Here is a 13,964-nt window from a genome sequence, read left to right as displayed (position 1 = left end):
TTCAGAACTTGCCGGTTTCCCGGAACAGTTCGAACGTCGCCCGGATATGGTCGGCCACGGCCTTCACCGGCGCGCTCGCATCGGGCGCCACCACCATGGCAAGATTGTAAGTGCCGATCTCGGGCATGCCGTCCTTGGCGCCCAGCGAGACCATATCGTCGCCGAGGAAGGACTTCGGCAGCGGCGCTACCGCGAGATCGGCCATGATCGCGGCGCGCTGGCCGGCCGTGTGTGCGCTCATATAGGCGATGCGGTAGTTGCGACCCTCGCGTCCAAGCGCTTCGAGAGCGCCGGCCCGCCAGGCGCAGCCTTCTTCCCACAGCGACACCGGCAACGGTTCACGCAGATGCGCGCAGCCGCCCTTGGCGCCCGCCCACACGATCGGCTCGGTCAAAAGCACCTCCGCGCCGATTGCGCTGGTCTTGTAGGAATTGGTGAGCAGCGTGATGTCGAGCGCGCGGTCGTCCATGCGGCGCCGCAGATTGATGCTCTGGTCGATGGTGACGTCGACGGCGATCGAGGGATGCGACTGGGCAAAACGCTTCAGCACATGCGGCAGCACGCGCTCGCCATAGTCGTCCGGGGAACCGAGCCGCACCACGCCGACAATGTCGGGAATGATGAACTTCGACACCACCTCACGGTTGATCGACAAAAGCCGGCGCGCATAGCCGAGCAGCATCTCGCCATCCGTGGTCAGCGTCACCGAACGCGCGTCGCGCGCGAAGACGGAACGACCCAAGATGTCCTCCAGCTTCTTGATCTGCATGGAGACGGCCGACGGCGTGCGGAACACCGCATTGGCGGCGGTGGTGAAGCTGCCGGTCTCGGCAATCGCCACGAAGGTGCGCAGCACATCGAGGTCAAGCAGCGGCAAGGGATGATTGAGCGGGGCGTTCATGGCAGCTTGCCTTCAATTTTTCTGATGCAATCCATCATTCCATTTCGTTTGATTGAACATCACTCCAGGCGCATAGTCAACTCGATCGATACAGGATGCTGCCAAAAGCAGCCATGAAACGACCCTGACACAGTCCTGCAATCGACGTGAAATGAAGCTGAAACAGACCTGACTTAACGCAGTGACGGGCGCCTCCCTGCCCGCATAGAGGAGAAAGAAATGTCTATCCTGTCGTCCATCGGTCGGCTTGCGACCGAATTCAGCGCGGCCCGCGCCCGCTACCAGACCGAACGCGCCATCCACGCCCTGCCGATCGAACTGCAGAAGGATATCGGCTGGCCGGAAGCCGCCGACGCCAAGACCGGCATGCGCCTCGGCGTCGGAAGCTGGGCCGGAGCGAAGTAATCAAGTGTGTATGGAGTTCTGAAGGCCTGTCGGATCAGCTCGACAGGCCTTTCGTTTGTTTAGATGCTTTTGTTTGCATTCAAACGGCTTTCCAGCCATGCGGCAGCCGCATGACGCATATGAACAAGCCGCATAGCGGGTTAATTTGCGAATTAAGCCATTGTAAATGATCGCAAATTTTGAGCGCGCTGCCTAAAAACGCCGAAAATGATGTCGCTTTTCATAACAAGCGCTTCGCTTTTGCGATTTAGTTTCTGCCGAAGCGAGCCTATATCCACGCCAGCAAACGAGCTGCCCCACTCCATCAAGCGAAGGCGACCCGTCTGAGCAACCAATGGAGATGATGATGAAGCTTTTTGCCCGCCTGTTCGCCCGCCGCGAAATGAACCTGACGACCGCTCTCGAGCGTCAGCGTCTCGCCAAGACAATGCCCGGCCAGACCGGCGCCATGAATGCTGCCCGTCTCGGCTTCGTCGCCTGAGGCAATCGGCATCCAAAGCTGAATTCAACGCCGCCCGGTTTAACCGAGGCGGCGTTTTCATGTGCATTGACGCCGCATTGCCCGGGCGACGGTGCTTTATGCCCAGCTGAATTGCCCATTTGCGACCCATGTCGCAAATTTAATCTTCACTTAGCCGCCTACCCGATTGACAGGAATGCTTTTTCCTGTTGTCGCTATGCTGTTCGCGACATCCTGTTCGCGTCATGGCTGCGTGAGGTTTCCCCGTGAATGCCGTAAAGCATCCGATCAAGAGATCGTTTGTATTCTTCCTCATTCCCGATTTCACCATGATCGCCTTTGCGACGGCGCTCGATCCGCTGCGCTCGGCCAACCGGATGCTCGGCTACGAAGCCTATCGCTGGCGGCTGGCCAGCATCGACGGCAAACCGGTGCGCGCTTCGAACGGCGTTGAATGCGCCGTCAACACCTCGCTCGAGGAAGAGCGCAAGAAGATGGCCGGGCCGGATCGGCCGAACATGGCGATCGTCTGCAGCGGCATCAATGTCGAGCGCTACCACAACAAATCGGCCTTCGCCTGGCTGCGCGAGGAATACAATCGCGGCGTCGCCGTCGGCGGCCTGTGCACCGGCGCGCATATCCTGGCCGCCGCCGGCCTCTTGTCCAACAAGCGTTGCGCCATCCATTGGGAAAACCTGCCGGGCTTTTCCGAGGCATTCCCGAAGGCCAATGTCTTTGCCGACCTCTTCGAGGTCGACCAGAACGTCTACACCTGCGCCGGCGGCACCGCCGCGCTCGACATGATGCTGAAGCTGATCGGCGACGATTTCGACGAAAGCCTCGTCAACCGCGTCTGCGAGCAGGTGTTGACCGACCGCGTCCGCAGCCCGACCGACCGCCAGCGCCTGCCGCTGCGCGCCCGCCTTGGCGTGCAGAACTCCAAGGTGCTGACCATCATCGAGCTGATGGAGGCCAACCTTTCCGAGCCGCTGTCGCTGATCGAGATCGCCGACCATGTCGATCTGTCCCGCCGACAGATCGAGCGCCTGTTCCGCACCGAAATGGGCCGCTCGCCTGCCCGCTACTATCTGGAGATCCGGCTCGACCGCGCCAGGCACCTGCTCATCCAGTCATCCATGCCGGTGGTGGAAGTGGCGGTGGCCTGCGGCTTCGTCTCCGCTTCGCATTTCTCCAAATGCTACCGCGAGCTCTACGCCCGCTCGCCGCAGCAGGAGCGCGTCGACCGCAAGCAGTTGCTGGCGGCTTAAGCGGGCGGAGGCGCAGTCGTCTAGGCGGACTGCTCCTGCGCGGTCCGCATTGCCTCGATGCGGATGTCTTCGGTAAGCTGCGCCTTGAGCGCGGAAAATTCCGGGCTGGTCTTCAGCGTATAGTGGCGCGGATGCGGCAGGTCGACCGGCACGTCCGATTTGATGCGGCCGGGCCTGGCGCTCATCACGATCACCCGCGACGCCATGAAGATCGCCTCTTCGATGTCGTGGGTGACGAACAGCACGGTCTTCTTGCGCCGCTCCCAGATGCCGAGCAGCAGTTCCTGCATCAGTCCGCGCGTCTGGTTGTCCAGCGCGCCGAACGGTTCGTCGAGCAGCAGGATCGCGGGGTCGTTGGCCAAAGCGCGCGCGATCGCCGTGCGCTGCTGCATGCCGCCCGACAGCTGTTTCGGCCAATGGTTCTCGAAACCCCTCAGCCCAACGAGATCGACATAGGAGGCGACGATCTCGTTGCGTTCTCGCTCGGGCCTGCCTTGCTCGCGCAGGCCGAAACCGATGTTCTCGGCAACCGTCAGCCAGGGAAACAACGTGTAGGACTGGAACACCATGCCCCGGTCCGGTCCCGGCCTGGTGACCGCCTTGCCGTCGAGCAGCACGCGGCCGGTGCTCGGCGCTTCCAGCCCGGCGACGATCCTCAGCAGCGTCGACTTCCCGCAGCCGGACGGTCCCAGGATGGTGATGAAATCATTCGCCGAAACGGACAGCTCAACCGGCTGCAGCGCTCGCACCGGCTCCCCGCCCCTGACCCCGGCAAAGGTCCGCGAGACACCCTCGATCAGAAGCTTGCTCACGCCAGGCTCCATGGATAGAGCCAGCGGTTGAGCGCCTTGAAGGCGAAATCGGACAGAAGCCCGATCAGCCCGATGACGATAATGCCGAAGATGATTTGACCCGTCGCCAGCCGCGACTGGCTGTTGATGATCATGTAGCCGATGCCCGACGAGGAGCCGATCAGCTCGGCGACGATGACATAGGTCCAGGCCCAGCCGAGCACCAGCCGCAGCGTCTCGGCGATCTCCGGCGCGTTGGCCGGCATGATGACGCGCTTGACGATGCCATTGTCGGTCGCTCCCAGCGTGTAGGCAGCTTCGACAAGGTCCCGCCTCGTGGCGCCGACCTTGACCGCGATGATCAGGATGATCTGGAACACCGAGCCGACGAAGATCACCAGCAGCTTTTCGAGCTCGCCGATGCCGGCCCACAGGATCAGCAGCGGAATAAAGGCCGATGCCGGCAGGTAGCGCGCAAAGGATACGAACGGTTCGAGGAAGGCTTCGACCGGCTTCCAGGCGCCCATGGCGATGCCGATCGGCACCGCGACGATCGACGCCAGCACGAAGCCGCCGAAAACACGCCAGATGGTGATCAGTATATCCAGCCAGAAACGATCCTCGGTAAGCAGCCGCCAGCCGTCCTTCAGCATCGACAGCGGATCGGCGAGAAAGATCCGGTTCACGTGGCCGCCGAGCGTGATCCACGCCCAGAACGCCACGAACAGAACAAAGAAGGCGATGCCGAGCACGGTTCGCGTGCCCGGTGCAACGGGGTGCAAGGGGCGCAGCATCAGGAAGTCCTTGAGAGGAGGGATCGGCGGCGTGACACCGCCGATCGGGCGATACGCGATCAGTCGGCGATCGCGCTGGTGTCTGCAAGCGTCGACACATCCGGCGCTTCCTTGATCAGCCCCATCTGCAGCAGAAGCTCTGCCGCGGTCTTGGAAAAGTCCTGAAAATCCTTGGTGAAGAACTGCTTGTTCTCGGCCTTGTCGGCCCATTTCAGGTACTTGGCCGAGTCCTCGAACTCCTTGGCCGACTGCTTCACGTCGGCTCCCATGATCTCGTAGGATTTCTGCGGATCCTTCTTGATCATGTCGAGCGCGTCGAAATAGCTGTCGGCGAGCGCCTTGGCGGCATCGGGATTGGCCTTGAGGAAATCCGGCGTGCAGCCGACCGTATCCAGCACCATCGGATAATCTAGCGTGGTCGCCAGGATATGGCCCTGGTCCGCCTTGTCGCGCACGGCTGAGATGAAGGGCTCGTAGGTGACGGCGGCATCGTTCTGGCCGGCGAGGAAGGCTTGCGCCGCCGCGTCCGGCTCCAGGTTGACGACGGTGACGTCCTTGGTCGACATGCCGTTCTTGTTGAGCACCCAGGCGAGCAGGAAATAGGGCGAGGTTCCGGGCGCGGACGAGGCGACATTCTTGCCCTTGAGATCGGCGACGGTCTTGATGTCGTTGCGCACGACGATGCCGTCGGCGCCATAGGATTTGTCGAGCTGGAAGATCTGCTTGGTGGTGACGCCGCTGGCGTTCCACACCATCCAGGTCTCGACCGTGGTTGCCGCGCATTGCAGGTCGCCGCTGGCAATGGCCAGCGGGCGGCTCGCCTGCGGCACTTTCTTGAGGGTGACGTCCAGCCCGTGCTTTTCGAAAAGCCCGGCCTGCTTGGCCAAGGTCAGAGGCGCGAAGCCGGTCCAGCCGCTGATGCCGATGGTGAGCGACGTCGCGGCCATCGCCGGCGCGCTAAGCACCGCGGCCGCCGTCAGCGCCGCCGCGAAGATGGAGGTTCTTTTCATTGTGGTTCCCCTTTTTGTGGTGAGCTCGAATTGTCTCACAGACCCCAAAAGGCTTGTCAATGAAGCAGAAGCCGCACTGGACGATGGTCCAATCCGGCGCACGCCGGCGGACCTTGAGGGGCTTCTCGATTGCTCACGGCGTGCCCCAGCCGCGGTTGCGCCACATCTTCTCGCCCGCCAGGCAGTCCGCCGCCGGCCCGTCGTCGGCGAGCACGACCGGCGGATGCGCGGCCTCTTGCGCCGCCCATTGCAGCGAAGCGGGACCGGCAAGCTCGAGCACCAGCTTGCGGCGGATCGCTTCGGGAAACTGCGTCCAGTCATTGACCGGGATCATGAAGGCGCCCGGTCCGCCGATGACGCAGTCGCTGTAATAGCGGTCGAGATTCTCAACGTCGAAGGCGCCGCTGAAACCGCCGCGCGTCATCAACGGCAGCCCGTTGATGGTGATGCCTTGCTTGACCACCTCGTCGCGCGTGAGGTCGACCGGCGCGCCCTGATTGTTGGGCCCGTCGCCGGAGATGTCGATGACGCGCTTGGTTCCCTGGAATCCGCTCTCGGCGAAGAGGTCGCTGCCGAAGCTCAGCGCGCCGGAGATCGAGGTCCGCCGGGCGCTGTCCGGCGGGCTGGCATTGAGTTGCGCCACCACCTTCTCGGCATCGTCGCGGTTGGCGATCACCGTCCACGGCACGATGACGCGCTGCCAGGTCGTGCCCGCCCACTCGACATAAGTTACCGCGATCTTGCCGTAGGCGCCGTCGGCGATGGTCTTCAGCACATTGTCATGCGTCAGCGCCGCGGCATAACCGTGGCGCTGGATCTCAAGCTCGGCCGGCGACATCGAGAGCGAGACATCGACCGCCAGTACCAGCTCGACATCGACGGGTTCGGCGGGAGAAGCTGCCGGCGTCAACCAGAGCGCCAGCGCCAGCGCGGCACTGCCTAAAAAAATATGCCTTGCACGGGCATAAGCAGACATGGAGCAAGGTTAGGCGAAAATCGCCGCGCGCAGAAGCTGGGAATCCGGGCATCGGATTCCGCCGCCACGGAATTGCTCAAAAATACCGCGCGAGATTCGAACGGATGCGTTCCAGCACGCTGTCACCGGAAAGGTCGGGCACGAATTTCGCGCCCGTGATCGCCTCGTAGGCCTGGATATAGACCGCCGAGGCCTGGTTGACGATCTCGTCCGGGATTCTGGGGATAGGATCCTTGTAGGGATCGCAGCGCGCCGACACCCACGACCGGATGAAGTCCTTGTCGAAACTCTGCGGCCGTCCGCCGCTTTCGAACGCCTCGTCGTAGCTCGCCGCGATCCAGTAGCGGCTGCTGTCGGGCGTGTGGATTTCGTCAGCCAGCACGATGGCGCCGTCCGGCGCGGTGCCGAACTCATATTTGGTGTCGGCCAGGATCAGGCCGCGTTCGGCGGCGCGCTGCTGGCCGCGGGCGAACAGTTGCAGCGCATAACGCGATACGGTGTCCCACTGCGCCTGCGTGAGCAGCCGCTGTTCGATGATCTCGGCTTTCGACAGCGGCTCGTCATGGCCGCCGCTGGGGGCCTTGCTGGTCGGCGTGATGATCGCTTGCGGCAGCTTTTCATTGTCGCGCAGCCCATCGGGAAAGATGTGACCGTAGAAGCTCCGTTCGCCCTTCCTGTATTTGGTCAGGATCGAGGTGCTGGTGGTCCCCGCCAGATAGCCGCGCACCACGATCTCGACCGGCAGCATGTCGAGCCGCCTGCCGACGACGACGTTGGGATCGGGATATTCCAGCACGTGGTTGGGGCAGATGTCGGCGGTCTCCTCGAACCAGTAGCGCGCCGTCTGGGTGAGAACCTGCCCCTTGAAAGGTATCGAGGCCAGGATCGTGTCGAACGCGCTTAGACGATCGGTGGCGATGATGATGCGGCGCCCGTCCGGCAGATCGTAGTTCTCGCGCACCTTGCCGTTGTAGCGGTTGGGCAGTTCGGGAATGAAGGCGTCGGAAAGGATGCGCATGGTGCGTGTGGCTTTCGCGGGCTGCTGATGGGCCACATAAGCCGTTGGCCCCCAGCACATCAAGCCAAGCCTGAAGGCCTTCCGAGGAAGGCCAAAGCTTTTCCGACCAGTTGCCGCTATTGCGCCGGTTGTCAGCTCCGCGGCTTGAGGTTCTCCGGGTCGTAGAGCGGCTTGTAGCCGACGCCGGCCACCTCGACCGGATAGGTCTCGCTAAAATACTCGACCTGCAGCTTGCGCCCTTCCTGACAATAGGCCCAGGGCAGATAGGCAAGCGCGATGTTCTTGCCGATGGTCGGACCGTAGGCGACCGAAGTGGTGAAGGAGCGGCGGCCGAGCTCGTCGACCAGCGTCTCGCCCGTCGCGGGATCCTGCACCGGCATGGTGCCGACCGGATAGCGCGCGACGCCCTTGGCGTCCTTGTTGTCGGTCATTACCAGCGTGCACAGGATCGCCGGCTGATGCTCGCGGGCGCGATACTCTAGATGCTTGGCCTTGCCGCAGAAGTCGTTCTCCTTGACCTTCGGACGGGCAAGGTCGGCCTCGAGCAGATTGTATTCGGTCAAGAGATCGGCGTTTTGCAGCCTGAGGCTCTTTTCCATGCGGCGCGTGTTGGCATAGGTCTCGACGCCGAACGGCATGACGCCGGTCGAGCGCAGCGCGTCCCAGACGGCCAGACCGTCCTCGTAGCGCATATGCAGTTCCCAGCCCTGCTCGCCGACATAGGAGATGCGGAAGGCGGTGACGTCCTTGCCGCCGATGCGGATCGGCTTGATTGCCGCGAACGGGAAATTCTCCGGCGTCAGCCCGTTCGGATCCTCGACCACCTTCTGCAGGGTCGTGCGCGCATTCGGCCCCCAGATGCCGATGGTGACGTATTTCTCCGTCACGTCGGTGATGGTGACGTCAAAGCCTTTGTCCTGTGCGGTGCGCTGCATGTAGCGGAAGTCGCGCGGGCCGGCGTCTGCGCCGTCGATCAGCCGGCACCGATCGGCCATGCGGATGACGGTGAAGTCGGCGCGCACCATGCCTTCCTCGTCGAGGAAGTGGGTGTAGATGCCCTTGCCGATATTGTTGTCGCCGCCGATCTTGGCCGCGCACAGCCATTCCAGCAGCGCGACATGGTCGGGCCCTTCGATGTCATACATCGAGAAATGCGACAGGTTGACGATGCCGCAATCCTCGCTCATCGCCAGGTGCTCGGCGTTCGAGACGCGCCAGAAATGGCGATTGTCCCACTCGTTCTCGCGCACCGGCACGCGGTTGCCGTACTTCTCGAGGAGATGCTCGTTGGCCGCGTAGCCATGGGCGCGCTCCCAGCCGCCCAACTCCATGAAATAGCCGCCGAGTTCCTTCTCGCGCTCATAGAACGGCGAGCGGCGGATGTTGCGGCCCTTGGAGAAGGGCTCGCGCGGATGCACCGCCGGATTGTAGACCTTCATCGCCGTTTCGGTGCAGCGATCCCAGATGAACTGTTCCTTGGTCTGGTGCGGGTAGAAACGCGAATAGTCGATCGCGTGATGGTCGATTGACGTACGGCCGTCGGTCATCCAGTCAGCGATCAGCTTGCCCATGCCCGGGCCGTCCTTCACCCAGATGGCGACGGCATACCACAGCCCCCTCACCTTCTGGCTTTCGCCCATCGACGGGCCGCCATCGGTGGTCACCTGCAGCAGGCCGTTGAAGGAATGGCCTTCGTTATATCCGAGCTCACCGAGGATCGGCGTCAGCTCCATGGCGCGCTCCAGCGGCGCCATGATCTGCTCCATATCGAGGTCGCGCTGCGACGGCGAGAGCCGCGCCTGGTCTTTTTCAAGGAGATCGCGCGGGTGGCACAGACGCGGATTGGTCTCCTCGTAGTAGCCCCATTCGATCTGCCCGCCCTCGGCGGTCTTCGGGTCGCCGGTGTCGCGCATATAGGCAGAGTTGCCCTGGTCGCGCAGCAGCGGCCAGCCGATCTCCTTGCCGGTTCCGGCAAACTCGTTGTAGGGGCCGAAGAATGTCAGCGGATGGTCGATCGGCATGACCGGCAGGTCCTCCCCGACCAGCGCGGCGGTGAGCCGGCCCCAAATGCCGGTGCAGACCACGACATAATCGGCCTCGATCGTGCCGCGCTCGGTCACCACACCCTTGATGCGGCCGTTCTCGACGATCAGCTCCTTGGCCGAGGTGTTCGCGAAAGCCTGGAGCTTGCCGGCGGCAACTCCTTGATCGACCAGCTTGCCGGCAACCGTCTGCGAGCGCGGGATGACGAGGCCGGCATCCGGATCCCACAGGCCGCCTTGCACCAGATGCTCCTCGATCAGCGGGAATTTTTCCTTGATCTCGGCCGGCTCGATCAGCCGCGCGCGGGTGCCGAAGGATTTTGCCGAGGCGATCTTGCGCTTGATCTCATCCATGCGGGCGTCGTCGCCGACGCGGGCGACCTCAAGGCCGCCGACGCGGGCGTAGTGGCCCATCTTCTCGTAGAAATCGATCGAGTAGAGCGTCGTCCAGCAGGACAGGAAGTCGTGGCTGGTCGTGTAGCAGAAGTCCGAGGCGTGCGCCGTCGAGCCGATATCGGTCGGGATGCCCGACTTGTCGATGCCGACGATATCGTCCCAGCCGCGCTCGATCAGGTGATGCGCGACCGAAGCGCCGACGATACCGCCCAGGCCGACGATGACGACCTTCGCCTTTTTCGGAAACTCTGCCATTGCCCGCGACTCCGGAATGATGGACGGACGCGTTTGCGCGCCCTTCGAATGGCGCACAATATGCAGAGGTCGCGGATTGAGCTACCGCCTGTTTGCGACACGCCGCAGGTACGGCGCGACCCCGCGCGCAAGCGTGGTACTGGATGCGGTTAAGCTCAGGCGAATGCCCAGACGTCCTCGGCTTGGAAGCCGACCTGATAGCCGGCGGTCTTGAGCTTGACCACGACCTGGCCGATCTCGGCGGCCGGCAGCGCGCCGACCTCGATCTTGATCATGCCCGGGCGATAGCGCTCAAGGTCGAGCTGTTCGAACACCATCCAGTCGGCGCCTTCGCAGTCGACCAGGAAAGCGTCTATGTGGGTGATGCCGTTGCGGTCGAGCAGCGTCTGCAAAATCTCCGACGGCACTTCGATGTCCTTCAGGTGCGGCGCGAACCTGTTGAAGTTGGCGTCCGCCTCGCCCCAGGCGTTCTTGCCCGACATCAGATTGGTGTCGGTGACCGACGAGCAGCCGATGAACTCGATCGGCAGCGTGCCGGCTTCAAGCGCCGCGGCATCGAATGTATGGACCGTGATCGTGCCCTTGGTCCTGGTCACCGCCACCGGCTCTATGACAAAGCGGCTGGTATCCGGATAGTTGGCGCGCAGCCGCTTCTGATTGTACGGGATCGGCTCGACCAGCATCGCGTGCGCCCCCGCAATGCGATGCAGCCAGGGCGTCACGTCGTCGAAAAGCGCGCCGTCGCAGGCGCCGACATTGACCATCTGGAACGGCCGGCCATTGCCGAAACGTGCCTTGAGCGCGGCCTTTGCCAGGAATTTCGTGCCGTGCAGGGAGGGGCCGCGATCGAGCAGGCCGACCGGAAGGCCGAGCGACAGAAGGATGCGCGCGAGACTGGAAAGCGAGCTCATGACTTGTCTCAGGGAATGACCTGCAGCGCGGCGCGGTGCCTGCCTTGGCTTGCCGATGCCCACAGTGCCATCAGCGGGGTGGCCAGGAGCAGCAAGGGCGGCAGAAGATTGGGGAAGTAGATGCGGGTGTCGTGAATCGGGAAAACGGTGAACTTCGCCAGCACGCCGAGCACAAGCGCCGCCAGCAGGATGCCGGCGCGGCGGTCGAGCCGGAAGCCGGCGCGGCTCAAGCTGTACCATCCGGCCAGTGCCAGGACCGATACGCCGACCCAGCTGTTGACACTGATGGCGCGGATCACCGAGGCGGCGAAGGCCTTCAGGTAGGCGGCCACGGAGAACGGCGGCTCGAACCCGTCCATGTTGTAGTGCTGCTCGATACTGGAAAACCAAAGATGCGGCCACCAGCCGGGATGCTGGGCCCAATGCGAAATGGCGAAATAGGCGACGAAAGAGGCCGCGAAGCCTGCCAGCGCGCCCCATGCCTTCTCACGGAAAGCGACGAGCAGCGTCGCGAAAATGGCGAGGAAGACGATGTTGTCGGGCCTAGCCATGAAAGCCAGGAACAGCAGGACCGCCGTCGCCGCCTCGCGCTTGCGCACATAGGCAAAGGTGCCGCCTAGGAACAGCGCCGAGCATAGAAGGTCCGGTGTCGAGGCGCGCGCGGCATCGCCGAGATCGGCCATGATCAGCACCGCGCCGACGACAGGCGCCAGCGCCAGCGCGCCTTCCGCGCGCAGCCAGGCGAGCGTTATGGCGCCGAACAGAAGCACGGAAAACACCTGCACCAGCCGCATCGCCTCGACCGGCGAGACGACATCGCTGAGGCCGGACAGGATCTCAGCATAAAGGAACTTGATCCGGTACATGCCGAGCAGCGAATGGAAGTCGGCAGCGTTCTGCGCCATATGGCTGCGGAAACCGCCGCCGTCGTCGGTCAGCGCCTTGTAATTGCCGGCCGACACGCCCGCCTTGACCATGCCATAGGCATAGTCATGCAGCGCCTGGGGATCGGGATAGGCGCTTTCCTCTGCGATCGCCAGATAAGGCAGCATGTCCCAGTTGGCGTCGGGCATGAACCAGGCGGTCGCGGCGGTCAGCAGGATATAGAGCGAGAAGGCGACCGCGCCGATCGACGCGGCCCATTTCGCGTAAGCTCCCTCGCCCCACGCCAGGCCGGCGCCGGTCAGCCGTTCCAGCGGATTGCTCGGAGCGGACGGCCTGGTCAGCATCCTCGGCGGCCTCTATTTACCGACCTGGCTTTTCACGAAATCCTTCACGATCGCCACGATGCCGCGCGACAACAGGCTGTCGAAGGCGTCGACGAAACGATCGACATGCTCGGGCCGGCAGATCAGCGGCGGCTCGAGTCGGATGACGTTGCGGTTGTATTCGGTGAAGGCGACGAGCACGTCGTAGTCGCGCAGCAGCAGCGCGCCGACGAAGCCCGACAGCGAGCCCTTAAGCTTGTCGTCGAGCACGCTCACCACCGGTCTGAGCACCATCGGCAGGGTCTGCGAGAAATCGTGGAACTCGAGCCCGATCATGAGACCCTTGCCGCGCACGTCCTTGATGATTTTCGGATATTTTTCCTTGAGCGCCTGCAGCCGCTGCAGAAGGTAGTCGCCCGTCGAGGCGGCGTTGTCGATCAGCCCCTCATCATAGAGCACGTTGATGCCCTCGATCGCGGTGACGCAGGCCTCGCCCATGCCGCCGAAAGTGGCCATGGCATGGATCATCGCCGTCTTCGGCGTGCCATAGGCCTTCATGTAGACGTCGCGCCTCGCGATCATCGCGCCGACCGCCGCCTTGCCGGCGCCGAGCGATTTCGCCAGCGCCGTCACATCCGGCACCACGCCATAATGCTCGAAGGCATAGAAACGGCCCGAGCGGCCATAGCCGCACTGCACCTCGTCGGCGACCCACAGCACGCCATAGCGGTCGCAAAGCGCGCGCAGCTTCTGCCAGTATTCCATGGGCGCCTGGATGATGCCGCCGCCGCCCTGGATGGTTTCCAGCACGATGACGCCGATCTCCGGATCGGTCTTGAAAAGGCGCTCGACGGCGTCGATGTCGGCGAAGGGAACGCGCACGACATTGTCTGCCACCTTGAAATCGGCTCGGTAGAGCTGGCCGTCGGTGATCGCCAATACGCCCTTGGTCTTGCCGTGGAAGGAATTCTCGGCATAGACGATTTTCGGCCGCTTCGGGCCGGCGGCGCGCTCGGCAAGCTTCACCGCCGCTTCCATGGCCTCAGAACCCGACGAGCCCAGGAACACCATGTCGAGATCGCCGGGCGAGCATTTGGCGATGTTGTGCGCGAGAGCTGCCGCATATTGCGACATGAAGGCGATGGCGATCTCCTGGCGCTTCTCCTCCTGGAATTTCTTCCGGGCTTCCAAAATGCGCGGGTGGTTGTGGCCGAAGGCCAGCGAGCCGAAGCCGCCGAAGAAGTCGAGGATCTTGCGGCCGTTCTGGTCGATATAGAACATGCCCTCGGCGCGCTCGATCTTGACCTTGTGAAAGCCGAGCAGCTTCATGAAATGCAACTGTCCAGGGTTGAGATGCGCCTTGAACAGGTCGGTGATGCGGGCGATGTCCATCGCCTTGGCCTGCTCGACGCTGATCAGGTCGGGCTTGGCGATTGCTGTGGGCGAAAGCGCTGGCGCGTCGACCAGCGTGCGCGTTCCGGTATGTTCCGGCTTGGCCATGACGGTCATCTGAAAAATCTCCCCTTCGC

At 63.2% G+C, this 13,964-nt stretch carries 13 protein-coding genes; 3 read left to right on the top strand and 10 right to left on the bottom strand.

Annotation, left to right across the window (positions count from 1 at the left end):
* Position 1: 1 nt before the first annotated feature.
* A complete protein-coding gene (locus FJW05_RS00990) occupies positions 2 to 901 on the bottom strand; it encodes a LysR substrate-binding domain-containing protein (RefSeq protein ID WP_140627085.1) in 900 nt (299 codons plus the stop codon).
* A 219-nt stretch (positions 902 to 1,120) separates the two neighbouring features.
* Between FJW05_RS00990 and FJW05_RS00985 the strand changes: the two genes are divergently transcribed.
* The 3 genes from FJW05_RS00985 (at position 1,121) to FJW05_RS00975 (ending at position 3,034) form a co-directional block, all read left to right on the top strand.
* On the top strand, positions 1,121 to 1,306 hold the full coding sequence (locus FJW05_RS00985) for a hypothetical protein (RefSeq protein WP_140627083.1): 186 nt from the start codon (positions 1,121 to 1,123) through the stop codon (positions 1,304 to 1,306).
* A gap of 346 nt (positions 1,307 to 1,652) precedes the next feature.
* Positions 1,653 to 1,787: a hypothetical protein gene (locus FJW05_RS27870; protein ID WP_081482193.1), complete on the top strand. Its 135-nt coding sequence runs from the start codon at positions 1,653 to 1,655 to the stop codon at positions 1,785 to 1,787.
* Positions 1,788 to 2,095: 308 nt separating this feature from the next.
* The gene (locus FJW05_RS00975) at positions 2,096 to 3,034 is read left to right on the top strand and encodes a GlxA family transcriptional regulator (RefSeq protein WP_254633786.1); all 939 of its coding nucleotides are present in this window, start codon (positions 2,096 to 2,098) and stop codon (positions 3,032 to 3,034) included.
* 20 nt (positions 3,035 to 3,054) lie between these two features.
* Here the strand turns inward: FJW05_RS00975 and FJW05_RS00970 are convergent, their stop codons facing one another.
* The 9 genes from FJW05_RS00970 to FJW05_RS00930 form a co-directional block, all read right to left on the bottom strand.
* Positions 3,055 to 3,846, bottom strand: a complete 792-nt coding sequence (locus FJW05_RS00970; protein ID WP_140541957.1) for an ABC transporter ATP-binding protein — start codon at positions 3,844 to 3,846, stop codon at positions 3,055 to 3,057.
* Complete coding sequence (locus FJW05_RS00965) at positions 3,843 to 4,616, bottom strand: ABC transporter permease (protein ID WP_140628143.1); 774 nt, start codon at positions 4,614 to 4,616, stop codon at positions 3,843 to 3,845. Before FJW05_RS00965 ends, FJW05_RS00970 begins: the two co-directional genes overlap by 4 nt.
* A gap of 62 nt (positions 4,617 to 4,678) precedes the next feature.
* Positions 4,679 to 5,629, bottom strand: coding sequence for an ABC transporter substrate-binding protein (locus FJW05_RS00960; RefSeq protein WP_140627082.1), 951 nt, complete (start codon positions 5,627 to 5,629; stop codon positions 4,679 to 4,681).
* 133 nt (positions 5,630 to 5,762) lie between these two features.
* Complete coding sequence (locus FJW05_RS00955; RefSeq protein WP_140627080.1) at positions 5,763 to 6,605, bottom strand: DUF1194 domain-containing protein; 843 nt, start codon at positions 6,603 to 6,605, stop codon at positions 5,763 to 5,765.
* Positions 6,606 to 6,681: 76 nt separating this feature from the next.
* Positions 6,682 to 7,623 carry a phosphoribosylaminoimidazolesuccinocarboxamide synthase gene (locus tag FJW05_RS00950; RefSeq protein WP_140627078.1) on the bottom strand — a complete coding sequence of 314 codons (942 nt, stop codon included), beginning with the start codon at positions 7,621 to 7,623 and terminating at the stop codon, positions 6,682 to 6,684.
* A gap of 131 nt (positions 7,624 to 7,754) precedes the next feature.
* The gene (locus FJW05_RS00945) at positions 7,755 to 10,316 is read right to left on the bottom strand and encodes an FAD-dependent oxidoreductase (protein ID WP_140627076.1); all 2,562 of its coding nucleotides are present in this window, start codon (positions 10,314 to 10,316) and stop codon (positions 7,755 to 7,757) included.
* Between the two features lie 155 nt (positions 10,317 to 10,471).
* Positions 10,472 to 11,227 carry an FkbM family methyltransferase gene (locus FJW05_RS00940; RefSeq protein WP_140627074.1) on the bottom strand — a complete coding sequence of 252 codons (756 nt, stop codon included), beginning with the start codon at positions 11,225 to 11,227 and terminating at the stop codon, positions 10,472 to 10,474.
* 8 nt (positions 11,228 to 11,235) lie between these two features.
* Positions 11,236 to 12,456: a hypothetical protein gene (locus FJW05_RS00935; RefSeq protein ID WP_140627073.1), complete on the bottom strand. Its 1,221-nt coding sequence runs from the start codon at positions 12,454 to 12,456 to the stop codon at positions 11,236 to 11,238.
* 12 nt (positions 12,457 to 12,468) lie between these two features.
* Positions 12,469 to 13,944 (bottom strand): aspartate aminotransferase family protein, encoded by a 1,476-nt coding sequence (locus FJW05_RS00930; protein ID WP_140627071.1) that lies wholly within the window; start codon positions 13,942 to 13,944, stop codon positions 12,469 to 12,471.
* Positions 13,945 to 13,964 lie beyond the last annotated feature (20 nt).

Origin of the sequence: Mesorhizobium sp. B2-9-1 (assembly GCF_006439455.1) — a bacterium.
In the GTDB taxonomy this organism is placed as follows: Bacteria; Pseudomonadota; Alphaproteobacteria; order Rhizobiales; family Rhizobiaceae; genus Mesorhizobium.
This window is presented reverse-complemented; position numbering and strand designations above follow the sequence as displayed.

Excerpts from the sequence above, each read along its gene's own strand:
- FJW05_RS00990 (WP_140627085.1), bottom strand. The coding sequence starts at position 901 with ATGAACGCCCCGCTCAATCATCCCTTGCCGCTGCTTGACCTCGATGTG.
- FJW05_RS00985 (WP_140627083.1), top strand. The coding sequence starts at position 1,121 with ATGTCTATCCTGTCGTCCATCGGTCGGCTTGCGACCGAATTCAGCGCG.
- FJW05_RS27870 (WP_081482193.1), top strand. The coding sequence starts at position 1,653 with ATGAAGCTTTTTGCCCGCCTGTTCGCCCGCCGCGAAATGAACCTGACG.
- FJW05_RS00975 (WP_254633786.1), top strand. The coding sequence starts at position 2,096 with ATGATCGCCTTTGCGACGGCGCTCGATCCGCTGCGCTCGGCCAACCGG.
- FJW05_RS00960 (WP_140627082.1), bottom strand. The coding sequence starts at position 5,629 with ATGAAAAGAACCTCCATCTTCGCGGCGGCGCTGACGGCGGCCGCGGTG.
- FJW05_RS00955 (WP_140627080.1), bottom strand. The coding sequence starts at position 6,605 with ATGTCTGCTTATGCCCGTGCAAGGCATATTTTTTTAGGCAGTGCCGCG.
- FJW05_RS00950 (WP_140627078.1), bottom strand. The coding sequence starts at position 7,623 with ATGCGCATCCTTTCCGACGCCTTCATTCCCGAACTGCCCAACCGCTAC.
- FJW05_RS00945 (WP_140627076.1), bottom strand. The coding sequence starts at position 10,316 with ATGGCAGAGTTTCCGAAAAAGGCGAAGGTCGTCATCGTCGGCCTGGGC.
- FJW05_RS00940 (WP_140627074.1), bottom strand. The coding sequence starts at position 11,227 with ATGAGCTCGCTTTCCAGTCTCGCGCGCATCCTTCTGTCGCTCGGCCTT.
- FJW05_RS00935 (WP_140627073.1), bottom strand. The coding sequence starts at position 12,456 with ATGCTGACCAGGCCGTCCGCTCCGAGCAATCCGCTGGAACGGCTGACC.
- FJW05_RS00930 (WP_140627071.1), bottom strand. The coding sequence starts at position 13,944 with ATGACCGTCATGGCCAAGCCGGAACATACCGGAACGCGCACGCTGGTC.